Raw genomic sequence first — 24549 nt, 5'->3', positions numbered from 1 at the left:
GCCGGTGTTTCCGGGCTCCGGTGGTCGGTCCGGACGGGAAATCGGCAAGGGAAAAGGGCGAAAGGTCCGGCCGGGGCCGGGGACTGATGCCGTGTTCTCACACACCCGGGACGAAGGTCAAGGGTGAACGGATTTTCCCCTGGGCACCCCTGTCGGTGACCCGTTCGGCGAACCGCCGCGCCGGGCCTGGTCGTTACCGATCTTTCGGGGAAATACCGGGGTCCACAGCCGGTACGCGGGCGGTCATTCGTACGCGGACCGGCGTTCCGGTGGATCCGTACGGGAAATCAGGGCGATCGCAGTGGGTGCGGCGGGACACAATCCGCGCGACACGATGTCGCGCCCTCCTGGGCGTGGCCGGGCCACGGTCTCGCTCGTACGCCTTGTGGCATGGATACACAACCCCCGAAAGTGCACACCATCCGGACCCGCTCCGGGTCCATCGATCAAGCCATCGCGAGTTAATCAGCAGTCCCGCGAAGGCGTCAAGGAGAAACCCGCGGCGCCCGGGCGACCGCGAACTCCACCGCCGCGACCTACATATGGGCTGGTCAGCCAGGGTGTCCGGGACGCTCTTCGGCGCTCCCGTTCCGGTCTTTGCCCAGGCCGGGGGCGCCCGGCCGGCCGGCCGGCGGGGACGGCGTCCGGACGGGCCGAATCGGCCACAACCGGAATGGCATCTTCTTTTTCCGGCCGTCCACCGTGCCGGGCAGCGGAATCCGTCCCGGAGCACCGGGCGCGACCTCCGCCGGTACGCGGCGAGTTGCTACTGTGAAAATGCGGAGCGGCCGCATGGGCGACTCCGGCCGACCGGGCCACGGGGGACCATGGCCGGCCACCGGCGGACGACGCCGGGGCCGCAGACCGAAAGCGGCGAACACGGCGACACCGCCGGAGCCTGCCACGGAGCCTAAGGAGCAGTTGAATCCATGCCCAGCCGCATCATGCTGAGTCCGGGTGACATAGCGACGCTGGACCTGACGGACCCGCGTACCCACGCCGAGTACGACCTGAGTGAGGTCTGGCGTCATCTGCGCAGAACCCAGCCGTTCTACTGGCACCCCTCCGTCGGCGGGTCCCCGGGGTTCTGGGTCGTTTCCCGGCACGCCGACGTCTCCGAAATCTACCGGGACAACAAACGGTTCACGTCGGAGAAGGGAAATGTGCTCACCACGCTGCTGATGGGCGGCGATTCCGCGGCGGGCATGATGGCCGCGGTGACGGACGGGCCACGGCACTCCGACATCCGCAAGATCCTGCTCAAGGCGTTCTCGCCGCGCGCGCTGGAAGGCGTGGTGGACAACATCCGGCAGTCCACCCGCGCGCTGCTGCGCGAAGCGGTCGCCCGCGAGGAGTGCGACTTCGCCCGGGACGTGGCGGCGGACATCCCGCTCACCGCGATCTGCGACCTGATGGGCGTGCCCGAGGCGGACCGCGCCAAGGTGCTGGAGCTGACCGCGACCGCCCTCGGCAACGACGGCGCCGCCCAGTCGCCCGCCGCCGCGTGGCAGGCCCGCAACGACATCCTGGCGTACTTCGGCACGCTGGCCGAGGAGCGGCGCAGGAACCCGGGCAGCGACGCGGTCAGCGTGCTGGCCACCGGTCTCATCGAGGGCCGGCCGTTGACCATGGACGAGATCGTGGTCAACTGCTACAGCCTGATCATCGGCGGTGACGAGACCAGCCGGATGTCGATGACCGGCGGGGTGCTCGCGCTCGTCGAACACCCCGAGCAGTGGCGGGCGCTGAAGAGCGGCGAGGTGGAGATCCCCGCCGCCGTGGACGAGATCCTGCGCTGGACGACGCCCGCGCTGCACTTCGGCCGTACGGCGCTGGAGGACGTGCCGGTCGGCGGGCAGGGGCAGGTGATCAAGGCCGGGGACATCGTCACACTGTGGAACGACTCGGCCAACATGGACGAGGACGTCTTCGAGGCCCCGGAGCGCTTCCTGCTCGGCCGCACCCCCAACAAGCATCTGTCCTTCGGCTACGGCCCGCACTTCTGCCTCGGCGCCTACCTGGGCCGGGCGGAGATCGCCGCCATGCTGACCGGGCTGCGCGAGATCGTCGCCTCGGTGGAGCTGCGCGGCGACACCCGCCGCAACTACTCCAACCTGCTGAGCGGCGTCACCAGCCTCCCGGTCGCCCTGCGGCCGGAGTGAGTCCGGGCCCGGCGCGGCGCCCCGGCCGGGGGCGCGGCGCCGGTCACTTCACCAGGTCCGCGTAGAAGACGATGTTGTCCGAGCGGTGGCCGTCCACGATCGGGCCGCCGCAGGTGATCAGGCGCAGCTCGGGGCGGTCGGTGTCGCCGTACACCCGGTCCGTCGGAAAGTGCTCCTTGCCGATCTGCTGGACCTCTCGGATCTTGAAGGTGGCGGTGGTGCCGTCGGCGCGGCCGACCTCGATGACGTCACCGACCTTCATCCTGGCGACGTTCCGCAGCAGGGCCGGTCCCTCGGCCGTGTCGTAGTGGGCGACCAGGACGGCCGGCCCCTTCTCCCCCGGGGTGACCCCCTTGGTGAACCAGCCCGCCTGGTCCGCCTTGTCCACCGGGGGCACGTCCAGCTCGCCGTCCGCGGTGAGCCCGAGCGGGAGGACGGGGCGGCTGTCGACGCCGGCCGACGGAATCCGTACGCGGGTGGGCTCGGACCGCTTCATCGGCGTGACGGCCTGCCCGGCCGGGCCGGTGGCGGCGTTCTCCACCCGCACGTCCGGGCCGGGGCCGCCGCCGCAGGCGGTCAGGGCCCCGCTGACGGCGAGCGCGAGGACGCTCAGGACGGCGATACGTCCGATGCGGCCGTGGCGGTTCGTGGTGGACGGGGGCACGGTGGCTCCTGGTGCGTACGGGGAGTAAGTGGAGGGGGTGGGGGCGGGCCGCTCCGGTGCGGGAGGAGCGGCCCGCCCCGGGCGGCGCCGCGGGTCAGGCGTCCTGGCCCGCCTTGCGGCGGTGCAGCAGTGCGAAGCCGAGGCCCGCGGCCGCCGCGGCGGCCCCGCCGCCGGCGAGCAGGAGGGCCGGGGCGTCCGGTGTCCCGCCGACGCCCTCCGCACCGGCCTTCACGCCGCCCTTCGGGGTGACCTGGGTCTGCCGGCCGCTCTGCTGCGGCTGCCGCTGGTCCTGCCGCGCGTCCTTCTTCCGCTCCCCGTGCTTCGCGTCCTTCTTCCGGTCCTGCTTCTCGTCCTGCTTCTTGTCGCCGCCCTCGACCCACGAGGTCATGGAACCGTCGGGCCGCAGGACGAAGTGCGCGCCGTTGTGCTGACCGTAGGCGGGCTTGCCGCCCTTGGTCTCCAGCGTGTCCATCTTGACGAGCTTGCCGGTGGCCGGTTCCTTGGCGTACATGTCGGCCTGGAAATGGTTCGGGCCCAGCTTGTAGACCTTGGCGGTGAATCCGCCGGACAGGCTCTGCGTACGGATCAGCTTGCGCTCGCCCTTCTGCTGCCCGTCCTTCTGCTGTCCGTCCTTTTCCTGACCGTCCTTCTGCTGGTTCTCGTCCCCCTTGTTCACCGGCTTCCCGGAGTCCTCGGAGGGCTTTTCCACCCCGGGGCTCGTGGCGGTGGCCGGCTGCGGGCTGTCGGCGAAGGCGGCAGCGGCGGGCAGCAGCAGCGCCGAGCCGGCGACGGCCGTGACGGCGGTGGTACGGACGAGAGTACGGCGACGGGTGCTGGCCATCAGGATTCCTTTGCGGTTTTCCATCAGTGGAGGTCGCTGTCCGCTCGGTGCGTCGGCGACACCGATGAAGTTATTCAGCCCGCATCACGAGAAATCTCCGGGAAGGTAACAGCCTGCCGGAGATGAGGACACGGCCACGCAACTCCCGCGCTTTCCGGGACTTTGGTCCCCGCGGAATTCCGCCCTCCTCGTCCGTACGGAGGAAAAGAAACGACCGGGCACTCAGCCTTTCGGCCAGGTGCCCGGTCGCCGAAAGAGAATCCGCCCCGACCGCTTACCGAAGAATGGTTGAATTCCGTGCCACCGGTACGGGAGAAGGGAAACTCGGCTCAGCCGTCGACCCGGACCGGCAGCGACTCGATCCCGTACACGATCGACAGCTTGCGGAACGCCAGCTCCTCGGGCCGCACCGCGAGCCGCATGTTCGGGAAGCGCCGCACCAGCGCGGGGTAGGCGGCGCGCAGCTCCATCTTGGCCAGCTCGGCGCCGACGCAGCGGTGGATGCCGTAGCCGAAGGCGAGGTGCGAGGGCACGTTGCGGGACGGGTCGAAGCGCTCCATGTCGGGCCCCAGCTTGCCGTCGCGGTCGGCGCCGCTGAGCGAGCACAGGACCACGTCGCCCTTGGCGATCTGCACCCCGGCGATCTCCAGGTCCTCCCGCGCGAACCGGGGGAAGGCCACCTGTACGACGGTGAGGTAGCGCAGCAGCTCCTCCACGTAGCGTTCGGCCGCCTCCTCGTCGTCCTTGAGGGCCGCGAAGTGCGAGGGGTCCTGCAGGAGCACCAGGGCGCCCAGCGCCAGCATGCTCGCGGTCGTCTCGAAGCCGCCGGTCAGCACGCCGTCGGCCAGGCCCGCCAGCTCCTCGTCGCTGACCGAGTCGCCGTGCTCCTTGACGATCATGCCGAGCAGGCCGTCGCCGGGGTTCCGGCGCTGCTTCTTGACCACCTCACGGAAATACTGGAGCGATTCCGATATGGCGCCGAAGGACGCGTTGGCGCCGCTGAAAAGGTCGAAGCGGGCGGCGCTCAGCCGCTCGAAGTCGGCGCGGTCCTCGTACGGGACCCCGAGGAGTTCGCAGATGACCAGCGACGGAATGGGCAGGGCGAAGTGCTCCACGATGTCGACCGGGTCGCCGGAACAGCCGGCCTTCTCCATGGCGTCCAGCCGCTCCTCCACGATCTCGTGGATACGGGGCGTGAGCCGGCCAAGGCGGCGCATGGTGAATTCGGGGGTCAGCAGACGGCGCAGCCGGGTGTGCACCGGCGGGTCGGCGAAGCCGAGGCCGCCGGGGTTCTGGTCGGTGCTGGCGCCGGCCTGTCCGATGAGGTTGGTGAAGTCGGAGCTGAAGGCGTTGGCCTTGCCCAGGACGGCTTTGACCTCGTCGTAACCGGTGACCAGCCACACATTGGCGGCGATCGGCACCGGCAGTTTGCTGATGGGCTCCTTCTCGCGCACCGTCGCCAGCTCGCCCACCGGGTCCAGTCCGTCCCGCCGCAACGGCATCAACACAGACTCGGGCAAGAAAGACATCCGAGACAGGTCGAAGCCCTTCTTCCGTGTCCTTGCCATATACAGGCGGCCGGCCCAGGCGATGATCCGGGAACGGAGAGTCGTCATGACGCTAATACTGCCTTTCGTCGAGGGGGACGGTCACCCGCCCTCGGCGGGCCCCGGTAAGGGCTGCCGAACGCCGGGACATCCGCTCGGCGTTCGCGGATGTGACGTGCGCCATGAACCGGTCGGCCGCGTCCAGCGTGACGAGCTCAGCCTTGTACCTATGTGTGCGCGTGGTCTGAGGGCGAGTTTACAAACTGCCATTGCGCGCAATCACGGAACAACCCCTGTTCGCCCCCTAGGGGCTCCCCCGGAGGCGGCCGTGGCGCGGCTCCGGGGGAGCCAACCGGGCCCGCTCGCGGGCCGGTCGGCCATCGTGGCGCGCGGCGCAGCCGGAGCTGCGGAGATGGCGGGCGTCATGGGTGAAAGCCAACCGTACGCGGGGTGTGCGGCCCACCGGTTCCGTCACGGGCGAACGAGGCAACCCGTACACCGTTTCCCGCGTCCACTCGCCAGGCCGCCGTACGGCCCGCCCGCGGCGGGACGCCACGAGACCCCGCTCGCCGCCACCCGTCACCGGAATCCGTGCCCGCCCGGCCCCGCGATCGCGCCCACCCGGCCCTCCGGTCCGGAGCGACGCCCGGCCCGGTCGCCCGGCGGCCGCACCCGTGGGGCCCTTGCGTACGGCCGCGCCCGCACTCCCGTACACCGGTACGCCCCCACCGCGCCCGGCCGTCGCCCGTCGCCGCCCACCACACTCCCCGCCCACCATGCCGACATAAAGGACATATGCCTCAGCACTTGCTACGTTGCCCGTCATGACCGCAACCACGGCGGACGCTCCCCCACCGCGCCTGAGGGCGCCCCGGCGCCGGGGCACCGAGCTGGCCCTCCTCGCCGGCGCCGTCCTCATCAGCGTCTGCGGGTACATCGACGTCGGCCTCGCCCGGCAGAACGCCGTCCCGGCCGACGCCGCGAGCTACGGGGCGGGCCTGGCCGCCCTGGCCCTCCTCGGGCACCTCGCCGTCAGGTTCCGTGCCCCCTACGCCGACCCCCTGCTGCTGCCCATCGCGATCCTCCTGAACGGGCTCGGGCTGCTGCTGATCTTCCGGCTCGACCTGGAGACACCCGAGGACCGGGCGGCGCCCACCCAGCTGGTCTGGTCCGCCCTCGGCGTGGCCCTGTTCGCCGCCGTCGTCCTGCTGCTGCGCGACCACCGCATCCTGCAGCGCTACGCCTACGTGTCGGTCGCCGCCGGTCTCGTCCTGATGGTCGTCCCGATCCTCTTCCCCGCCGTGAACGGGGCCAAGATCTGGATCCGGGTGGCGGGCTTCTCCTTCCAGCCAGGCGAGTTCGCGAAGATCCTGATCACGGTCTTCTTCGCCGCGTACCTGGCGGCCAACCGCAACGCCCTCGCCCACACGGGCAAGCGGATGTGGAAGTTCCAGTTCCCCACCGGCCGGGTGCTCGGCCCGGTCGTCACCGTCTGGCTGGTCAGCGTCGGCGTCCTGGTCCTCGAACGCGACCTGGGCACCTCGCTCCTCTTCTTCGGCGTCTTCGTCGTCCTGCTGTACGTGGCCACCGGCCGCACCGGCTGGATCGCGATGGGCCTGCTGCTCGCCGCGGCCGGCGCCGCCGCCGTCGGTGTCCTCGAACCGCACGTGCACAGCCGCGTCGCGGACTGGCTGCACCCGTTCGCGAGCATCACGGCGGGCCGGGGCGCCGGCCAGCTCGCCCAGTCGCTGTTCGCCTTCGCCGCCGGCGGCCTGCTCGGCACCGGCCTGGGCGAGGGCCACTCCGCCCTCATCGGCTTCGCCATGAAATCGGACTTCATCCTGGCCACGTACGGTGAGGAACTGGGCCTGACCGGCCTCACCGCCCTCTTCCTCCTGTACGCCCTCCTGGTCGCCCGCGGCTACCGGGCGGGCCTGGCGCTGCGCGACCCGTTCGGCCGGCTGCTGGCCGTGGGGCTCGCCTCCCTCCTGGCCGTCCAGGTCTTCGTCATCGCGGGCGGGGTGATGGGCCTGATCCCGCTGACCGGCATGGCGATGCCCTTCCTGGCCCAGGGCGGCTCGTCCGTCGTGACCAACTGGGTCATCGTCGCGCTGCTCATCCGGATCAGCGACAGCGCCCGCAGCCCCCGCCCGGACGACACGGAGGCCGGGACGATCGCGGCGGCGGGCACCGGTGGCGCCCGGTCCGGGGCCTCGGCGTACCCGTACGCGGAGGACGACCTTCCGTACCGGTACGGGTACGGGTACGGGGGCGACGACGACACCCCCGGCACCCCCGCCCCCACCGGAACCGTCGGCCTCGTCGCCCCCGCCACCCCCACCGACCGCGACGACCAGGGCAGGGACCGGTGAACCGCTACATCCGCCGCGCCAGCGTCTTCTGTCTGGTCCTGCTCGTCGCACTGCTCCTGAACGCCGCCCGCGTCCAGGTCTTCGAGGCCGACGGTTACGACGACAACCCCGCCAACCGGCGCACCGTGATGACCCGTTACAGCCAGCCGCGCGGCGACATCCTCGTCAGCGGCGAGCCGGTCACCGGATCGCGGGACAGCGGCGGGCAGCTGCGGTTCGAGCGGACGTACGCCGAAGGTCCGCTGTACGCGCCCGTCACCGGCTACGCCTCGCAGACCTACGGCACCACGCTGCTGGAGAACGCCGAGGACGACGTGCTGTCCGGCACCGACCCCCGGCTCGCCCCGTTCCCGCTGTGGACGGACATCAGCCGCGAGCAGCAGCCGGGCGGCGACGTGGTCACCACGGTCGACGCGGCGGTGCAGCAGGCCGCGTACGAGGAGCTGGGCGGCAAGAAGGGCGCGGTGGCCGCCGTGCAGCCGCGGACCGGCAAGATCCTCGCGCTGGTCAGCACGCCGTCGTACGACCCGGGCGACCTCGCCGGCACCGGGCGGCCGGTGACGGACACCTGGAGCCGGCTCAACGGCAGCGGCGGCCGGCCGATGCTCAACCGCGCCCTGAAGCAGACCTACCCGCCGGGCTCCACCTTCAAGGTCGTCACCGCCGCGGCGGCGCTGGACCGCCGCAAGGTCACCGACATCGACGCGGCCACCGGCACCCCGAGCCCGTACACCCTTCCGGGGACGTCCACCCGGCTCACCAACGAGGCCGGCGGCTGCGCGAACGCGTCGCTGCGGCACGCCTTCGAGGTGTCCTGCAACACCGTCTTCGCCCGCCTGGGCGTGGACGTCGGCCTGGACGGCATGGCCGAGACCGCGGAGAACTTCGGCTTCAACGACGAGAACCTGAAGGTCCCCTCCACCGCCGCCCGCAGCGTCTTCGACACCGACATGAACCAGGCCCAGCTGGCCCTCTCGGCCATCGGCCAGTACGACACCACCGCCACCCCGCTCCAGATGGCGATGGTCGCCGCGGCCGTGGCCAATGACGGCGAGATCAAGTCCCCCTACCTGGTGGACAAGCTGACCGACGCGCACGGCAAGACCGTCGCCACCACCCGGCCCAGGACCCTGCACCGGGCCATGAGCCGCGGCACCGCGCGGCACCTCCAGGAGATGATGACCGGCGTGGTCACCCGGGGCACCGGCGCCGGCGCCGCGATCGACGGCGCCACCGTCGGCGGCAAGACCGGCACCGCGCAGCACGGGGTGCACAACAAGGGCACGCCGTACGCCTGGTTCATCTCCTGGGCGCGGAAGGACGGCGCGGCCGACCCGGCGGTGGCCGTGGCGGTGGTCGTCGAGGACGCTGCCGCCGACCGCGCGGACATCAGCGGCGGCGGCAGCGCGGCCCCCGTCGCCCGCGCAGTGATGCAGGCCGCGCTACGGTGACGGACGGGGACCGGGCCATGAGGCACAGGCAGGAAGCGCAGGGGGACGCGTGGGACAGCGAGGGCACGGAGAACGGAGCGGGGACCGGGCGCTCCTGCCCCTCACCGAGGTCGAGGCGCTGGCCCGCCGGGCCCACCAGGGGCAGACGGACAAAGCGGGACGCCCCTACGCGGAGCACCTCGCGGCGGTCGCCGAGGGGGTACGGGCACGCGGCGGCAGCGACGAACAGATCGCCGCCGCCTGGCTGCACGACGCCGTCGAGGACGGTGCCCTGACGGCGGCGTGGCTGGACGGCGCCGCACTCACCGCGCCCACCAAGGCGATGGTCCGCGCGGTGAGCAAGCGTCCGGGTGAGCCGGTCGAGGCGTACGCGGCACGCATCCTGGCCACACCGGGCGCACTGCTGATCAAGGAAGCGGACCTGGCGCACAACACGGACCCGGCGCGGCTCGCGGTGCTGGACGCGGCGACGCGGGAGCGGCTGACGGTGAAGTACGCCCGGATCCGCGGGCTACTGGGGCTGGCGTAGGGCGGCTCCGGCCCCCGGTCCACACCCCGGACACCCCCTCACAAGGCTGCCCCATACAGCTAACCTGCCCGCCATGACGACCTCGGAGCCCTCGGACCCCACCGCCCCCTCGGCCCCCGGAAGCCGCGTGATCGCGGCCCTCCACGACGCGAGCGTCCGCCGCTTCACCACCGGGCAGGTCATCCTGGACAGCGTCGACTGGGCCGTACGCACCGGTGAGCACTGGGCCCTGCTCGGCGCCAACGGCGCGGGCAAGACGACCGTCCTGCGGCTGATCGGCGCGCTGATGTTCCCCACGACCGGCACGATCGAGGTGCTCGGGCACCGCCTCGGCACCGTCGACGTACGCGAACTGCGCGCCGCGATCGGCCTGGTCTCCAGCGCGCAGAAGGTGCCCCAGGACGCGACCGGCCACACCGTCGTGCTGACCGGCGCGACCGGCACCGTGCAACCGTTGTGGGGGAAGTATGACGACGCCATCCGCGAGCGCGCGCACGAACTTCTGGGCGAGCTGGAGTGCAAGGACCTGGCGGACCGGCCGTACGGCGTGTGCTCCGGCGGTCAGCGGGCCCGCCTGCTCATCGCCCGCGCGCTGATGGCCGATCCGTCGCTGCTCCTCCTGGACGAGCCGTTCAACGCGCTCGACCTGCCGTCCAGGGAGGACCTGATCGACACCATGTACCGGCTGGCCGAAGGCCGCCCCGGCCTGTCGACGGTCACCGTCACCCACCACCTGGAGGAGCTGTCCCCCGCCATCGGCCATGCGCTGCTGCTGCGCGAGGGCCGTGTGCAAGCGCTGGGCCCGGTGGCGGACGTCCTCACCGGCGAGCGCATGACGGCCTGCTTCGGCCGGCCCATCGAGGTGTCCCGCCACGACGGCCGCTGGCTCGCGCGCTCGGGGCGCCGCTGACGGGGGCCGGGCCACGCCCTCAGGCCGGGCCCCCGTCCGCCTTCCCCAGCTCGATCGTCTCCGTCACCTCGCCGACCCGTTCGCGCTCCTCCTGCGCGAAGCGCTCCGCGTCGAGCCGTTCGGCCAGTTCCTCGTCCTGGGCCATCAGCTGGTCCAGGCTGGAGTCGCCGAGGTCGAAGACGCCCATGTCCACGTACGCGCGCTGGAGGCGTTCGCCCCACAGGCCGATGTCCTTCACGCAGGGGACGATGCGGCTGAAGAGCAGTTTGCGGAAGAGGTGGAGGAATTCGGAGTTCTCGGTTATTTCGGCGGCCTCCTGGCGGGGGACGCCGAAGTTCTCCAGGACCTCCAGACCGCGCAGCCGGTCGCGCATCAGGTAGCAGCCCTCGATGACGAAGTCCTCGCGTTCGCGCAGTTCGGCGTCGGAGAGCTGCTTGTAGTAGTCGCGCAGTGCCAGCCGTCCGAAGGCGACGTGCCGGGCCTCGTCCTGCATCACGTAGGTCAGGATCTGCCGAGGCAGTGGCTGGGTGGTGGTGTCGCGGATCATGCCGAAGGCGGCCAGCGCCAGGCCTTCGATCAGTACCTGCATCCCCAGGTAGGGCATGTCCCAGCGGGAGTCCCTGAGGGTGTCCCCCAGCAGCGCCCGGAGGTTGTCGTTGACCGGGTAGAGCATCCCGATCTTGTCCTTGAGGAAGCGGCTGTAGATCTCGGCGTGCCGGGCCTCGTCCATGGTCTGGGTCGCGGAGTAGAACTTCGCGTCGAGGTCGGGGACGGTCTCCACGATTCGCGCCGCGCACACCATCGCGCCCTGCTCGCCGTGCAGGAACTGGCTGAACTGCCAGGACGCGTAGTGCTGCCGCAGTTCGCCGCGCTCCTTGTCCGACATCCGGTCCCAGTGGGGTGTGCCGTACAGGGAGACCGATTCGTCCGGGGTGCCGAGCGGGTCGTACGGGTCCACCTCCTGCGCCCAGTCGATGCGCAGGCCGGCGTCCCACTGCTTGTCCTTGCCCTTCTGGTAGAGGGCCAGCAGCCGTTCCCTTCCGTCGTCGTACTCCCAGCTGAAGCGGGCCGGACTGCCCGCCGGTACGGTCCACGCGTACGCGCCCGGGTCCTGTGTGTACAGCTCACGGCTCGGCACCTGCGCCTCCTCGCCTCGCGTCCGACCCCCGTACCGGAGACGGTCGTTGGCAGGCTCACACGGACTTACCGGCGGGTCAACAATTCGCGCGCAGGGGATTGACGAGCTTGCTGACAAGCAGTCTCATAAGACGTGACCGCGGGTAACCCACGAGCGAGGTAACCACAGCCATGACCACCGTGACGCCAGCAACCACCGTGACGGAGCCGGGAGTCCTCCGGGACGCCCTCGGGCTGCTCAAGGACCGCGAGCAGGTGGCGGAACGACTGCTCGACTCCTCCGCCAAGCACTCCTTCGACCCGGACACCGAACTCGACTGGGACGCGCCCCTGGAAGAGGGCAAGTGGTTCTGGCCGCCGGAGCTGGTGTCCCTCTACGACACCCCGATGTGGAAGAAGATGTCCGAGGAGCAGCGGATGGAGCTGTCCCGGCACGAGGCCGCCTCCCTGGCCTCGCTGGGCATCTGGTTCGAGATCATCCTGATGCAACTGCTGGTACGGCACATCTACGACAAGTCCGTCACCAGCGCGCACGTCCGCTACGCCCTGACCGAGATAGCCGACGAGTGCCGGCACTCGAAGATGTTCGCGCGCATGATCCACAAGGGCGAGGCGCCCGCGTACCCCGTCTCGCGCCTCAACCACAACCTGGCGCGCGTCCTCAAGACGGTCTCCACGACGCCCGGTTCGTTCGCCTGCACGCTGCTCGGCGAGGAGATCCTGGACTGGATGCAGCGGCTGACCTTCCCGGACGAGCGGGTCCAGACGATCGTGCGCGGCGTCACCCGCATCCACGTCGTCGAGGAGGCCCGGCACGTCCGGTACGCCCGCGAGGAGCTGCGCCGCCAGATGGTCACCGCGCCGCGCTGGGAGCAGGAGCTGACCCGGCTCAGCTGCGGCGAGGCCGCCCGCGTCTTCTCCATCGCCTTCGTCAACCCGCAGGTGTACACGAACGTCGGCCTGGACCGGCGGGAGGCGGTCGCCCAGGTGAAGGCCAGCGGCCACCGCCGCGAGGTGATGCAGTCCGGCGCGGGCCGGCTGACGGAGTTCCTGGACGACATCGGCGTCCTGCGCGGCGTGGGCCGCAAGCTCTGGAAGAGCTCGGGGCTGCTGGCGTAACGGCCCGAACGCGCGGGCGGGAAGCGGCCGGAGCGCGGGTGCGGGGAGCGGGGACGGGAAGCGGCCGGGACGCGGGTGCGAGGAGCGCGGACGGGCAGCGGCGACGCGGGTCCAGGGCGTCCGGCCCGCAGGGAAAGCACCGGCCCGGCCCCGCCCCGGACGCACCGGCGCAGCGCGGGGGCCGTACCCGCGCATGCTCCCCGGGCCCCCGAACCCGCCCCGGCGCTTTCCCTGCGGGCCGGTTACGCTGCTGGGATGAACGGCAGCGGCACCGCCCCAGCAGTACCCCGACCCGCCTACCGCAGGCTCAGCGTCGAGCAGCGCCGCTCCCAACTCCTGACCGCCGCCCTGGGACTGTTCGCCCAGCGCGCCCCCGAGGACGTGTCGCTGGACGACGTCGCGGCCGCCGCGCAGGTGTCCAGGCCGCTGGTCTACCGCTACTTCCCCGGCGGCAAGCAGCAGTTGTACGAGGCCGCCCTGCGCAGCGCGGCCGACATACTGGAGGGCTGTTTCGACGAGCCGGAGGACGGCCCGCTGACCCAGCGCCTCGGCCGGGCGCTCGACCGCTACCTGGCGTTCGTCGACGAGCACGACGCGGGGTTCAGCGCCCTGCTCCAGGGCGGCAGTGTCGTCGAGACGGCCCGTACGTCGGCGATCGTCGACGAGGTGCGGCGCACCGCCGCCGAGCGGATCCTGCACCACCTCGGCGCCCCGTCCCCGTCCCCCCGGCTGCGGATGGCGGTCCGCACCTGGATAACGGCCGTCGAAGCCGCCTCCCTGATCTGGCTGGACGAGGACAAGCGGCCGCCGCTGGACGAACTGCGGGACTGGCTCGTCGACCACTTCGTCGCGCTGCTGACCGCGACGGCGGCCACCGACGAGCAGGCCGGGCGGGTGGCGCGGGCGGCGCTGGCGATGGAGACCGCCGAGGGCCCGGTCGGCGTACTGGCCCGGCGCATCCTGCCGATCGTGGCCGACGCGTCCCACCTCCTGTGACCCGGGGCCATCCGGACACGCCGTCGCGCCGACTGGCCTGACCTGCGCTTTCACCGCGCTGTGCATCGATGTGAGACTGGTGGGGTGAGAAGCGAGAACACCCCGTTCGTCGGCGGCCCGCTGGACGGGCGGATCCTGCCGGTCCTCGTCGGCGCGACCGGCCAGCCGCCGAAGACGTACGAGATCCCGGTACCGAACGACGACGGCAGCCCGCCGACGGTGCACCTGTACCGGCGGGCACCGGGCCGGGTGGGGCGGCTGGGGCTGCCCCGGGGGTGGAAGTACGAGTACGACCCGGAGGGCAGGCCGCAGGGCGGGACGAAGTGGCCCTGGGCGAAACGGCGTTGACCGCCCGGCCGGCACCCGTCCGTCATCCGGTGAACCGGTCCCCGGCCCTCTTCACCGACCTTGGTCCGGACCATTGACAGTACTGGTCTAGTCCTGTTTGCTGCGTGCCCAGGGGGAGCCGCGCCCTGCGCCTCCCTGGCAAGGCCCCACCCCCGCAGGGTCGGCTCCCTCCACCACCTTCGGCACCCGCGTACGCCCCCTCCGTACCGCCGTCGACAAGGAGCACCCCCCATGCACCGCAGTCGCAGCCGCATTCCCGGACACAGACGCAGCCCCTCCGGAAGACCCCTGACCGCCACCCTGGCCGCCGCGGCCGCCGGCCTCATCGGCGCCACGGCCCTGTCCGCCTCCCCCGCCCAGGCCGGCCCACCGCCCACCGAGGCCGCCCACGGCGCACCGGCCGCCCGCACCCGGGCGCTCCCCGAGCACGCCCTCGTCGGATACCTCCACACCAGCTTCGCCAACGGCTCCGGCCACACCCGCCTGGCCGACGTCCCGGACAGCTGGGACGTCATCAACCTCGCCTTCGGCGAGCCGGCCTCCGTCACCTCCGGCGACATCCGCTTCTCGCTCTGCCCGAAGACGGAGTGTCCCGGCGTGGAGACCGAGGCCGAGTTCAAAGCCGCGGTCGAGGCGAAGCAGGCCGCCGGCAAGAAGGTGCAGATCTCGATCGGCGGACAGAACGGGCAGGTGCAGCTCACCACCACGGCCGCCCGCGACCGGTTCGTGCAGTCCGTCGGCGCGATCATCGACCGGTACGGGCTGGACGGCCTGGACATCGACTTCGAGGGCCACTCCCTCTCCCTGGCCACCGGCGACACCGACTTCAAGAACCCGAAGACCCCCTCGATCGTCAACCTGATCTCGGCGGTGAAGACCCTCAAGGCCCGGTACGGCGCCGGGTTCACCCTGACCATGGCGCCGGAGACGTTCTTCGTCCAGCTCGGCCACCAGTTCTACGGATCGGGCCCCTGGGGCGGCCAGGACCCGCGCGCCGGCGCGTACCTGCCCGTCAACCACGCGCTGCGCGACGACCTGACCCTGCTGCACGTCCAGGACTACAACTCCGGCCCGGTCATGGGACTGGACGGCCGGTACCACTTCATGGGCGGCGCGGACTTCCACATCGCGATGACCGACATGCTGCTGACCGGCTTTCCGGTCGCCGGCAACCAGAACAACGTCTTCCCCGCGCTCAAGCCGTCCCAGGTCGCCATCGGCCTGCCCGCCTCCCCGTACGCGGGCAACGGGCACACCCCGCCCGCCGAGGTCACCAAGGCGCTCAACTGCCTCACCCGGGGCATCGACTGCGGCGGCTACCGGACGCACGGCCGCTGGCCCGGCATGCGCGGACTGATGACCTGGTCGGTCAACTGGGACCGGTTCGGCGGCTGGGAGTTCCGGAAGAACTTCGACGCCTACTACGGGAGCTGACACCTCCTCAGGCCCCTCGGCAGCACGCCGGGGCCGCCACCGGGCGCCGGGACACGCCCCCGGCCGCCGATCGGGTGACCGTACCGCTCCGGTGGCCCCACCCCCACGGCGAAGATACGACCACCGTGGCACGATCCGAACGAACCGGGCGGCGGACCACGGGTCCGCCGGAGCCGCAGCTGTCCGTCGGAGGTGGGTTCGTGTCGCAGCGGTGCACGCCGGGTCGGACCGGGCCGGGGCGGATCGTACGGTCGGTGTGCGCGACGGCGCTGGTGGGCGCGGTCACCCTGACCCTGCCCGCCGCGCCCGTGCACGCCGTACCGGAGCCGGACCCGGCCGCGACCGGGGCGCCCCAGCCGCCGGAGGGGACGGAGGCACCGGACACGTCCGGCGACGCCTCCCTCCGTCGTCTGCTGGCCCGGCTCCAGGACCTGTACCGGCGGACCGAGCAGGCCACCGAGGCGTACAACGCCACCGAGGAAGACCTCAAGGCCCAGCGCAAGGAGTCCCGGGACCTCAGCCTCCGGCTCGCCCGGGCCCGTACCCGGCTCGCCGACGGGCAGGCCGACGCGGGGCGGCTGGCCCGTATGCAGTACCAGGGCGGCGGCGCCGCCGGACTCTCCGCCTACCTGCGCATGCTGCTCTCCGCCGACCCGCGGGAAGTACTGGAGGAGGGCCACCTCTTCAAAGAGGCGGCCGGCAGCCAGGCCGCCACCGTCGCCCGGCTCACCGGCGACGAGAAGCGGGCGGACGAGCTGGCGAAGGCCGCACGGGCCGCGCTGGACGAGCAGCAGGTGCTCACCGAGCGGCGGCGGCAGCAGCGGGACGCGGTGGAGGGCCGCCTCAAGGAGGTCGAGGAACTGCTCTCCACCCTCTCGGAGGACCAGCTCGCCGAACTGGGCCGGCTGGAGCAGCAGGGCACCGATGACGCACAGCGCAGTCTGCTGGCATCCGGTGAGGTGAGCGGGTCCCGGGCGCCTACGGCGAGCGGTGACCGGGCCGTCCGGTACGGCCTCCGGCAGGTCGGCAAGCCGTACGTCTGGGGCGCGCAAGGGCCCGGCTCCTTCGACTGCTCCGGCCTGACCTCGCAGGCGTGGTCGCACGCCGGACGGACCATTCCACGTACCAGCCAGGAGCAGTGGCGGCGGCTGCCGCACGTGCCGCTGCGCGCGCTGCGCCCCGGTGACCTGGTGATCTACTTCCCCGGCGCCACGCACGTCGCGATGTACCTCGGCGACGGCATGGTGGTCCAGGCGCCCCGCCCCGGCGCCCGGGTCAAGGTCTCCCCCATCGCGGCGAACCCGCTACTGGGCGCCGTCCGCCCGGACCGCGACGCCACGCCCCTGCGCGCCTACGTCCCGCCGCCGCTGCCGGACGACGCGACGGCGGGCGCGGACACGGGCTACGGCTCATCGGGGGCCCCGGCCTGAGCGGGGGTGGCACTGCTGCCACCCCCACAAGTGAAACCTGTGTGATCGATCCGCCCGGCCCCGTACCGCAGCATCGTTCCCGTACAGCAGTGCAGCAGTGCAGCAGTACGGCGGTACGGCCGTACGCATGCCTCAGGGAGGAACGGGTGCGGGTGTTCGAGAAACGGCGGTGGCGAAGGGCCTCCGTGGCGGGACTGGTGACCATGGTGGCGGCCGCGCTGCTGCCGACGGCCGCCGGGTCCGCTGCGGCCGCGGGCGACACGGACGTTCCCGCGCGCTACACGGGGCAGCGGCTCGCCTGGCAGCCGTGCGACGGCGCGCCGTCGCTGGAGTGCGCGACGATGACCGTGCCGCGCGACTGGCACCGCCCCGCGGACGGCCCGGACATCAGCGTCTCCGTGTCACGGCACCGGGCGGCCGGCCCGGCGGCCCGGCGGGGCGTGCTGATGATGGCGGCGGGCGGGCCGGGCGGCCGGGGCCTGCTCAGACCGGCGGACTTCGCCGAGAAGTCGCCGGCGGTGGCCGCCGCCTACGACATCGTGAGCTTCAACCAGCGCGGACTGCCCCTCAGCACGCCCCTCACCTGCCAGACCAGGACGGAGTTCGACGCGTTCTTCGGCGACGACTCGCGGGACCGCTCGCCCGCGGCGGTACGGGACGTCGTACGGCGTTCCCGGCAGCTGGCCCGGGCCTGCCAGGAGCGCGGCGGCGGCCTGGCGCCGTACATCACCACCGACCAGACCGTGCGCGACATGGACCTGTTCCGCGCGCTGCTCCGGGCCCACAGGATCGCGTATTACGGTCCCTCGTACGCGACCATGATCGGCGCCTACTACGCGACGGAGTTCCCGCACCGCGTGGACCGGCTCGTCCTGGACAGCCCGGTCGGCTTCGACGGCACCTGGCAGACCTTCGAGGAGGGCCAGCCGCGTAGCTTCCAGCGCCGGTTCGAGCAGGACTTCCTGCCCTGGCTGGCCGCGCGCGACGCCACCTACCACTACGGGCGCACGGCCGCCGCGGCGAAGGCGAAGTGGGAGGCGCGGCGCCGGGCCCTGCGCGACCGGCCGGCCCGCCTGGGCGACGGGCGGCGGGTGACCCCCAACCGCCTGGACTTCGGCACCGGCCAGGCCCTTTACAACGCGGCCGGGGGCTTCGCCCCGCTGGCCACCGCGCTCGCCGCCCTCGACCACTGGGACACCGCCACCCCGGCCGAGCGCGGCATGGCGGAAAAGGTCTTCGGCGATTACCTCAGCCCCGCGTTCCTGGCCGAGTACACCGCGGTGACCTGCAACGACACCCCGTGGAGCCGGGACATGGACGACTGGGTCCGCCGCACCGCCGGCTACACCGCGACGTATCCGCTGCTCGGGGCGCGGGCCCTGGCCTTCACAGCGGTCTGCGCCGCCTGGCCCGCTTCCCGCGCTCCGCGCGTCCACGTCACCGGCAAGGGCCTGCCGACGACGCTCATGCTCGCCTCCCGGCACGACCCCGCCACGTACTACGAAGGCGCCCTCCGGGCCCACCGGTCCCTGCGCGGCTCCCGCCTGGTCACCGTCGGCGGCGGCGACCACGGCCAGTACCGGAACCAGAACCCGTGCGTGGACGCCCTGGTCGACCGCTACCTGCTCGCGGGCACGGCCCCGGCGGGGGACGTCAGCTGCCCGGCACCGAAGCCGGCTGACGGCTGACGGCTGACGGCTGACGGCTGACGGTCAAGCCAGCGAGGCGAGGTACTTCTGCGCCTTCTCCGGCTCGAAGAAGAAGTTCTCGAAGTCGGCCGGATCGTTGAACCCGTTCGCGAACCGGTCGGCGACCGGCTGCAACCGGCCCGCCGCCCCGATCAGGTCCAGTACGTGCTCGGGCGGCGGCGCCAGCATCGCGTTGGTCCACTTCGTGACGTGCTGGGCGGTCTGCCAGTAGCGGTCGAAGGCGGTCTGCATCCACTCCGCGTCGAAGGGCCGGTCACCGTGCTCGGTGATCGAGGCGAGGTAGGAGGCCGCGCACTTGGACGCGGAGTTGGAGCCCTGGCCGGTGATCGGGTCGTTGGCGACGACGACGTCCGCGACGCCGAGGACCAGTCCGCCGGAGGGGAGCCGGCCGACGGGGTGGCGCACGGTCGGCGCGTACCGTCCGGCCAGGGTGCCGTTGGCATCGGTCAGCTCGACCTTCGTGGCCCGCGCGTACTCCCAGGGGGTGAAGCGTTCCATGAGCTCCAGGGTCGCCGCCAGGTGCTCGTTGGGGTCCCGCATGCCCGCGAAGACGTCCAGCGGGCCGCCGGGTATGCCCTCCCAGAAGAGGATGTCGGCACGGCCGGAGTTGGTCAGCGTCGGCATGATGAACAGTTCGCCGACGCCCGGTACGAGGTTGCAGCGCACCGCGTCGAAGTCGGGGTGCTCGGGGCGCGGGTCCAGCCCGTGCACGTACGCGACGGACAGCGCGCGCTGCGGGGCGTCGTACGGGGAACGGGAGGCGTCCCGGCCGAACATCGACACCAGCTCGCCCTTGCCGGCGGAGACCAGCGTCAGGTCGTAGCGGCTCGCGAAGAAGTCGAGGTCGGAGACGGCGGCGCCGTGGATGACGAGCTGCCCGCCGCGCTGCGCGAAGGTCTCCATCCAGCCGGCCATCTTCAGTCGCTGGTCCACGGACTGGGCGTGGCCGTCCAGCTTGCCGACCCAGTCGACGGCGCGCTGCGTGCCACCGGGCTCCGCGTGGCTCCCGGGGGCGGCGACGGAGACGCCCAGGCCCTCGATGCGCGGGGCCTGGCTCTCCCAGAAGTTCAGCGCCAGGTCGCGCTCGTGCTGGAGCGCGGTGTGGAACATGCACTGCGTGGACATGACCCGGCCGGAGCGGATCTCGTCCGCGGTGCGGTTGGACATGAGGGTGACCTCATAGCCCTGGGACTGGAGCCCGAGGGCGAGCTGGAGCCCGGACTGGCCGGCTCCGACGATGAGTATCTTCCGCATGGTGGTGCTCTCTTCCCAGGTACGGGGGGGGCGGCTCGGGCTATTCGGGAGTGGCTTCGAGGGCGTGGGCGACGAGCGCGAGCAGCGACTCGACGACCGTGATCCGCCTGCGCGCGTCCATGATCACGACGGGCACGTGCGGCGGCACGGTCAGCGCCTCGCGTACGTCCTCGACGGCGTACTCGGCCGTCCCCTCGAAGTGGTTGACCGCGACGATGTACGGCAGGCCGCAGCTCTCGAAGTAGTCCAGCGCCGGGAAGCAGTCGTCCAGCCGCCGGGTGTCGGCCATCACGACGGCACCGATCGCGCCGCGTACCAGGTCGTCCCACATGAACCAGAAACGTTGCTGCCCCGGCGTACCGAACAGGTACAGCACCAGGTCGGAGTCGAGGGTGATCCGCCCGAAGTCCATCGCGACCGTGGTGGTGGTCTTCTCCGGGGTGGCGGACAGGTCGTCGGTGCCCTCGCTGGCCTGCGTCATCACCGCCTCGGTCTGCAGGGGCGTTATCTCGGAGACCGAGCCCACGAACGTCGTCTTGCCCACGCCGAAGCCGCCCGCCACCACTATCTTGGTCGCGATGGGGGCGCGGGAACGATCCGTCTGCCAGCTCTGCAGCCCCGCCTCCTCGGCGGCCGCCGGCACCCCGGCGCCGGCGGACCCGTGAGGCGCTCCGGCCACCCCGGTCGCGGCGGCCGTCATCGTGTCAGAGCCTGCGAAGTCCACCCAACACCCTTTCGAGCAGCGCGCGGTCGGGCCGGCCGGTGCCGTGCCCGGTGCCGTAGACGCGGATCTTTCCTTGGTCGGCGAGATCGCTGAGCAGGACGCGGACCACGCCCAGCGGCATTTTGAGCAGCGCGGAGATCTCCGCCACCGAGCGCATCCGGCGGCACAGCTCCACGATCGCCCGCATCTCCGGCATCACCCGGTCGCCCCAGCCGCCGGAGGTCAGCTCCCGCCGCTCCTCGGGAGCGTCCAGCGCGGCCACGAACGTCTCCACGAGCAGCACGTGGCCGAAGCGGGTGCGCCCGCCGGTGAGCGAGTACGGGCGCACGCGCGAGGGTTTCTTGTCCCCGCCGCGTACGGGGAGCTTCGGTGCGGTGCTCACTGGGCGCTCTCCATCGACTTGCGCAGCTCGCTGCGGAGTTCGGGGGTCAGGACGTGGCCGGCCCGGCCGACGAACAGCGCCATGTGGTAGGCGATGACGCTCATGTCGCAGTCCGGAGCGGCGTGCACCCCGAGCAGCGAGCCGTCGCTGACCGACATGACGAACAGGCTGCCCTCCTCCATCGCGACCATCGTCTGCTTGACCGTCCCGCCGTCCATCAGCCGGGCGGCACCCGCGGTGAGGCTGCCCAGCCCGGAGACGATGGTGGCGAGGTCCGCGCTGGACCCGCGGGGCCCCGCCGGCACGCCGGGCTGCCCGGCCGTGAAGACCGCGGCGGCGGCTCCCGGGTCGGACGAGAGCAGCAGCAGCCCGTCGGAGGAGACCACGGCGACCGACCGGATGCCCGGTACCTCGTCGACCAGGTTGGTCAGCAACCACTGCAGATTCCGTGCCTCACTGCTCAATCCGTACGCAGTGGGCGCTTGCGCCTTCAATCGCGTGCCTCCTCGACAACGTGGCTCTGTCCCGGGGCCCCCGCTCCGTCGGTGTCCGTCTGTGGGATGGTCTGCTCCGCTGTACGTTCCGCGATCTCGGCCTCGACGTCGCGCCGGCCGTCCCGCGCCCCCTGCTGGAAACCGCCGAGCCGGGCCCGCAGGGCTTCCGCGTTGGCCGCCGCGTTGCCCGTACGGGGTACGGCGGGCGGCTTCCGCGCCACGATCCGGGGTGTGCGCTTGGGCAGGCCCTGGTCGGTCAGCCGGGGCCGTGGCGCGTCGGCGGTCCCGCCGGCGGATGCGGCGGCGTCCTGCGGCCGGGCGTGCCGCCCGGCGGGCGGCGTCGCGGTGTCCGGGTTCGCGGCGTCCGGCCGGGTGGGCTCGCCGGTGCCGGCGGTGTACGGGCCGGACGCGCCGAGGCCGGTGGTCGTCCCCGCCCCGGGAATCGCCGTACCGGAAGCTGCCGTACCGGGCGCCTGGGGCGCCGCTTCCGCGGGCCGGTCGTGCTCGGCCGGCTCCTTGGCGTACGGGCCGGGCGACCGCGGCCCGTACGGGCTCGCCCCGGCCACCGGGCCGTCCCCCGCCGCGGCATCGCCGGGCGCTTCCGGCCCGGCCGCCTCCACCGCACGCTCCGCCGCCTCGACCAAGGGGTCGGGGGCGGGGACGTCCGCGCCGGGAGCCGCCCCGGGCTCCGTACCGGCTTCCGGGGCGCCCTCCGTGGCCGGCTCCGCGGACGGAACGTCGGCCGGGGCCGGGGCCGGGGCCGGATCCGGGGCCGGAGCCGGGGTCAGGGGTTCCTCGGGACCGTGACCGCTTCCGGCGCGCGCTCCGCCCTGTTCCAGGCGCGGCAGCCGCGTCTGGAGCGTGTTGGAGTTGGCCTCGGCGACCGAGCCGGGCAGGTTCTGGATGCCACTCTCGCCGGGCAGCGGGGGCGCGACGGAGCCCGGCGCGGGGCGGGTGGGCAGGATGGACGCGGGCAGCACGACGACGGCCGTGATCCCGCCCTGCTTCTGGTCCCGCAGCTGTACGCGCACACCGTGCCGGGCGGCGAGCCGTACGACGACGTACAGGCCGAGCCCGAGCGTCTCGTCCGCCGTGTCCGGACTGTCGCCGCTCCCGGGCCCGTCCGGGAGGCGCTCGTTCAGCTCCGCCAACCGGTCCGCGGTCATCCCTATGCCCTCGTCCTGCACGGAGAGCATGACCTCGCCGCTCTCCAGCAGCCAGCCGGACAGCTCGACATGGGCGTCCGGCGGGGAGAACGCGGTGGCGTTCTCCAGGAGTTCCGCGACCAGGTGGCTGATGTCGTCGGCGGCGAACCCGGCGACCTGGGAGTGCGGCGGCAGCGACTGGACGCGGACCCGCTCGTACTGCTCGATCTCGCTGATCGAGGCGCGCAGCACGTCCAGCAGCGGCACCGGCCCCGGCTGCCCGGCGCTGTGCTCCGTACCGGCCAGGACCAGCAGGTTCTCGCTGTTGCGCCGCATCCGCGCGGCGAAGTGGTCCAGCTTGAAAAGGGTCTCCAGCCGCTCCGGGTCCTGCTCCTTCTGCTCCAGCGACTCGATGACGGTCAGCTGGCGCTCGACCAGGTTCAGGGTCCGCAGCCCCAGGTTGACGAACCGGCCGTGCACGCCGGTACGCAGCGCCGTCATCCGCTCGGTGAGACCGGCGACCTCCTGGCGCAGCGACTCGCGCTCCTCCTGGAGCGCCGCACGCTCGGCGGCCAGCCGCTTGCGCCCGCCGACCAGCCGGGCGCGCTCGCCCTCCAGTCCGGTGATCCGGCGCGTGACCTCGCCCACCTGGGCGTGCAGGGCGTTGACGGACCGTACGGCGTCGGCGAACTCGTCGTTGCGGCCCTTGAACGCGACCGGCGGCTCGCCCGCCGGATCAGCCGCCACCCGCTCGGCTCCCAGCCGCAGCGCCGCTAGCGGCCGGGTCACCGAGCGCCACGCGGAGACGCTGGCGCCGATCGCCAGCAGCAGGCAGACGCCGACCAGTGCGATACGGATCTCCAGCGCCGTCACGTCGTCGTCGCGCAGCGCGCCCAGCCGGTCGATGTCGGCGGTGGCCATCGACGCCTCGACGCCGCGCATCAGACCGATCCGCGCGGTGAGCGCGGTCTTCACGCGGGCGCTGCTCAGCCGCTGGTCGTCGGAGTCCAGGCGCGGCTGGTCGGTGAGCTTGGCGAGGTAGCTCTCGGCGGTGTTCACGTCGCCGCCGTTGACGGTGCGGTCGTAGGCGTCCCGGGCCTTGGGGCTCGCGGACTGCTTGAAGGCGGCCAGCGCGGCCTGTTCGCGTACGTACGCCTGCTGAGCGGCGGCAGTCAGTCTGGCCTGCGGGCCGCCGGCGGCGAGGGCCGGGACGAGCAGGGCGCGGGCCGCGGCCGCCTGGTCGGTGGCGCGGCCGAGCTGCGGCAGGGCCCGTACGTCCGGGGCGGCGTCGCTCGCGCGGGCGGGCAGGTCGCGGGCGATGGCGTCGGAGAGCGCGCCGAGCGCCTGTACGGCGGCCGTGTACGCCTCGAAGGTCTCGGTGACCTGCCCCGGCCCCGACAGCGCCTTCTGGCGGGTCTGCGGCAGCGCGGCGAGCAGCTTGTCGGCCGTCCGGTACGTCCCGGTGGCGCCGGCGGCACCGTGCGCCGCGGCCCGCAGTTCGCTGATCTGGCGGTCCACGCGGGCCCGCTGGGACTCCGGGATTCCGGCGCCGCCCGACTTGGCGGAGCGTCCGCCCGCGACGTACTCGGTCATCGCGTCGCGCTCGTCGGCGAGGGAGTGCGCGAGGGTGACCGCGTGCGCGTTCAGCCCGGCGAGGTCGACGAGCTGCTGGGAGGCATGGGTGTCGTCCACGGCCGAGACGATGGCGGGCGCGCCGGCCCCGAGCACGGCGAGCGCGGCGACGGCCACCGCGCCGACCAGCCGGTTGCGCACGCGCGCGCGACGGCCGGCGGGAGTGGGGGGTACGGGGGTGTTCCCGAAGGCGTCACCGGCCCCCGGGCCCGCGCCCGGAGCCGTACCCGAAAACGAACCGGCCGGTGATCCCGGCCCGGCCGCGCCGT

The 24549-nt window shown here is 72.5% G+C and carries 19 protein-coding genes and 1 pseudogene; 11 read left to right on the top strand and 9 right to left on the bottom strand.

What is annotated here, in order from left to right; genetic code table 11:
- Positions 1 to 929: 929 nt before the first annotated feature.
- Positions 930 to 2162 carry a cytochrome P450 gene (locus ACZ4Z1_RS11800; protein WP_468486419.1) on the top strand — a complete coding sequence of 411 codons (1233 nt, stop codon included), beginning with the start codon at positions 930 to 932 and terminating at the stop codon, positions 2160 to 2162.
- Between the two features lie 43 nt (positions 2163 to 2205).
- Here the strand turns inward: ACZ4Z1_RS11800 and ACZ4Z1_RS11795 are convergent, their stop codons facing one another.
- From ACZ4Z1_RS11795 to ACZ4Z1_RS11785, 3 genes are all read right to left on the bottom strand, one after another.
- Entirely contained in the window at positions 2206 to 2826 is a 621-nt protein-coding gene (locus ACZ4Z1_RS11795; RefSeq protein ID WP_468486418.1) for a class F sortase, read from the bottom strand.
- A 94-nt stretch (positions 2827 to 2920) separates the two neighbouring features.
- The gene (locus tag ACZ4Z1_RS11790; RefSeq protein WP_468486417.1) at positions 2921 to 3667 is read right to left on the bottom strand and encodes a hypothetical protein; all 747 of its coding nucleotides are present in this window, start codon (positions 3665 to 3667) and stop codon (positions 2921 to 2923) included.
- Positions 3668 to 3996: 329 nt separating this feature from the next.
- The gene (locus ACZ4Z1_RS11785; protein ID WP_468486668.1) at positions 3997 to 5235 is read right to left on the bottom strand and encodes a cytochrome P450; all 1239 of its coding nucleotides are present in this window, start codon (positions 5233 to 5235) and stop codon (positions 3997 to 3999) included.
- Positions 5236 to 6038: 803 nt separating this feature from the next.
- Here ACZ4Z1_RS11785 and ACZ4Z1_RS11780 point away from each other — a divergent pair.
- The 4 genes from ACZ4Z1_RS11780 to ACZ4Z1_RS11765 all read left to right on the top strand — a co-directional run bounded on the left by ACZ4Z1_RS11780 (position 6039) and on the right by ACZ4Z1_RS11765 (position 10476).
- Positions 6039 to 7586: an FtsW/RodA/SpoVE family cell cycle protein gene (locus tag ACZ4Z1_RS11780; protein ID WP_468486416.1), complete on the top strand. Its 1548-nt coding sequence runs from the start codon at positions 6039 to 6041 to the stop codon at positions 7584 to 7586.
- Positions 7583 to 9037 (top strand): penicillin-binding transpeptidase domain-containing protein, encoded by a 1455-nt coding sequence (locus ACZ4Z1_RS11775; protein ID WP_468486415.1) that lies wholly within the window; start codon positions 7583 to 7585, stop codon positions 9035 to 9037. Before ACZ4Z1_RS11780 ends, ACZ4Z1_RS11775 begins: the two co-directional genes overlap by 4 nt.
- Positions 9038 to 9086: 49 nt before the next feature.
- Complete coding sequence (locus ACZ4Z1_RS11770; RefSeq protein ID WP_468486414.1) at positions 9087 to 9566, top strand: HD domain-containing protein; 480 nt, start codon at positions 9087 to 9089, stop codon at positions 9564 to 9566.
- A gap of 73 nt (positions 9567 to 9639) precedes the next feature.
- Positions 9640 to 10476 (top strand): ABC transporter ATP-binding protein, encoded by an 837-nt coding sequence (locus ACZ4Z1_RS11765; protein WP_468486413.1) that lies wholly within the window; start codon positions 9640 to 9642, stop codon positions 10474 to 10476.
- A 19-nt stretch (positions 10477 to 10495) separates the two neighbouring features.
- Here the strand turns inward: ACZ4Z1_RS11765 and ACZ4Z1_RS11760 are convergent, their stop codons facing one another.
- On the bottom strand, positions 10496 to 11614 hold the full coding sequence (locus ACZ4Z1_RS11760) for a ferritin-like domain-containing protein (RefSeq protein ID WP_468486412.1): 1119 nt from the start codon (positions 11612 to 11614) through the stop codon (positions 10496 to 10498).
- A gap of 170 nt (positions 11615 to 11784) precedes the next feature.
- On the opposite strand from ACZ4Z1_RS11760, the gene ACZ4Z1_RS11755 reads away from it, so the two are divergent.
- The 6 genes and pseudogenes from ACZ4Z1_RS11755 (at position 11785) to ACZ4Z1_RS11730 (ending at position 18628) form a co-directional block, all read left to right on the top strand.
- Positions 11785 to 12732, top strand: coding sequence for an AurF N-oxygenase family protein (locus ACZ4Z1_RS11755; protein ID WP_468486411.1), 948 nt, complete (start codon positions 11785 to 11787; stop codon positions 12730 to 12732).
- Positions 12733 to 12987: 255 nt separating this feature from the next.
- Entirely contained in the window at positions 12988 to 13728 is a 741-nt protein-coding gene (locus ACZ4Z1_RS11750) for a TetR/AcrR family transcriptional regulator (RefSeq protein WP_468486410.1), read from the top strand.
- Between the two features lie 84 nt (positions 13729 to 13812).
- Positions 13813 to 14076, top strand: a complete 264-nt coding sequence (locus ACZ4Z1_RS11745; RefSeq protein WP_468486409.1) for a hypothetical protein — start codon at positions 13813 to 13815, stop codon at positions 14074 to 14076.
- Between the two features lie 417 nt (positions 14077 to 14493).
- Positions 14494 to 15510 (top strand): annotated as a pseudogene (locus ACZ4Z1_RS11740) (chitinase); the annotation flags it as partial.
- A 254-nt stretch (positions 15511 to 15764) separates the two neighbouring features.
- On the top strand, positions 15765 to 16940 hold the full coding sequence (locus ACZ4Z1_RS11735; RefSeq protein WP_468486408.1) for a C40 family peptidase: 1176 nt from the start codon (positions 15765 to 15767) through the stop codon (positions 16938 to 16940).
- Positions 16941 to 17125: 185 nt separating this feature from the next.
- Positions 17126 to 18628 (top strand): alpha/beta hydrolase, encoded by a 1503-nt coding sequence (locus ACZ4Z1_RS11730; protein WP_468486407.1) that lies wholly within the window; start codon positions 17126 to 17128, stop codon positions 18626 to 18628.
- 24 nt (positions 18629 to 18652) lie between these two features.
- Here ACZ4Z1_RS11730 and ACZ4Z1_RS11725 read toward each other — a convergent pair whose 3' ends face one another.
- From ACZ4Z1_RS11725 to ACZ4Z1_RS11705, 5 genes are read right to left on the bottom strand one after another with little or no spacing between them, the layout of a single operon-like run.
- The gene (locus ACZ4Z1_RS11725; RefSeq protein WP_468486406.1) at positions 18653 to 19903 is read right to left on the bottom strand and encodes a styrene monooxygenase/indole monooxygenase family protein; all 1251 of its coding nucleotides are present in this window, start codon (positions 19901 to 19903) and stop codon (positions 18653 to 18655) included.
- A gap of 40 nt (positions 19904 to 19943) precedes the next feature.
- Positions 19944 to 20603 carry a GTP-binding protein gene (locus ACZ4Z1_RS11720; RefSeq protein WP_468486405.1) on the bottom strand — a complete coding sequence of 220 codons (660 nt, stop codon included), beginning with the start codon at positions 20601 to 20603 and terminating at the stop codon, positions 19944 to 19946.
- 4 nt (positions 20604 to 20607) lie between these two features.
- Positions 20608 to 21009 (bottom strand): DUF742 domain-containing protein, encoded by a 402-nt coding sequence (locus ACZ4Z1_RS11715; protein ID WP_468486404.1) that lies wholly within the window; start codon positions 21007 to 21009, stop codon positions 20608 to 20610.
- Positions 21006 to 21503 (bottom strand): roadblock/LC7 domain-containing protein, encoded by a 498-nt coding sequence (locus tag ACZ4Z1_RS11710; protein WP_468486403.1) that lies wholly within the window; start codon positions 21501 to 21503, stop codon positions 21006 to 21008. The genes ACZ4Z1_RS11715 and ACZ4Z1_RS11710 overlap by 4 nt, the downstream gene beginning before the upstream one ends.
- Complete coding sequence (locus ACZ4Z1_RS11705; RefSeq protein ID WP_468486402.1) at positions 21500 to 24421, bottom strand: sensor histidine kinase; 2922 nt, start codon at positions 24419 to 24421, stop codon at positions 21500 to 21502. Before ACZ4Z1_RS11705 ends, ACZ4Z1_RS11710 begins: the two co-directional genes overlap by 4 nt.
- Between the last annotated feature and the right edge of the window lie 128 nt (positions 24422 to 24549).

It is taken from the genome of Streptomyces sp. NPDC030165 (genome assembly GCF_055573595.1).
This window is presented reverse-complemented; position numbering and strand designations above follow the sequence as displayed.

Coding starts and splice junctions, on each gene's coding strand:
- ACZ4Z1_RS11800 (WP_468486419.1), top strand. CDS start 930: ATGCCCAGCCGCATCATGCTGAGTCCGGGTGACATAGCGACGCTGGAC.
- ACZ4Z1_RS11790 (WP_468486417.1), bottom strand. CDS start 3,667: ATGGCCAGCACCCGTCGCCGTACTCTCGTCCGTACCACCGCCGTCACG.
- ACZ4Z1_RS11785 (WP_468486668.1), bottom strand. CDS start 5,235: ATGGCAAGGACACGGAAGAAGGGCTTCGACCTGTCTCGGATGTCTTTC.
- ACZ4Z1_RS11780 (WP_468486416.1), top strand. CDS start 6,039: ATGACCGCAACCACGGCGGACGCTCCCCCACCGCGCCTGAGGGCGCCC.
- ACZ4Z1_RS11765 (WP_468486413.1), top strand. CDS start 9,640: ATGACGACCTCGGAGCCCTCGGACCCCACCGCCCCCTCGGCCCCCGGA.
- ACZ4Z1_RS11755 (WP_468486411.1), top strand. CDS start 11,785: ATGACCACCGTGACGCCAGCAACCACCGTGACGGAGCCGGGAGTCCTC.
- ACZ4Z1_RS11750 (WP_468486410.1), top strand. CDS start 12,988: ATGAACGGCAGCGGCACCGCCCCAGCAGTACCCCGACCCGCCTACCGC.
- ACZ4Z1_RS11725 (WP_468486406.1), bottom strand. CDS start 19,903: ATGCGGAAGATACTCATCGTCGGAGCCGGCCAGTCCGGGCTCCAGCTC.
- ACZ4Z1_RS11720 (WP_468486405.1), bottom strand. CDS start 20,603: ATGACGGCCGCCGCGACCGGGGTGGCCGGAGCGCCTCACGGGTCCGCC.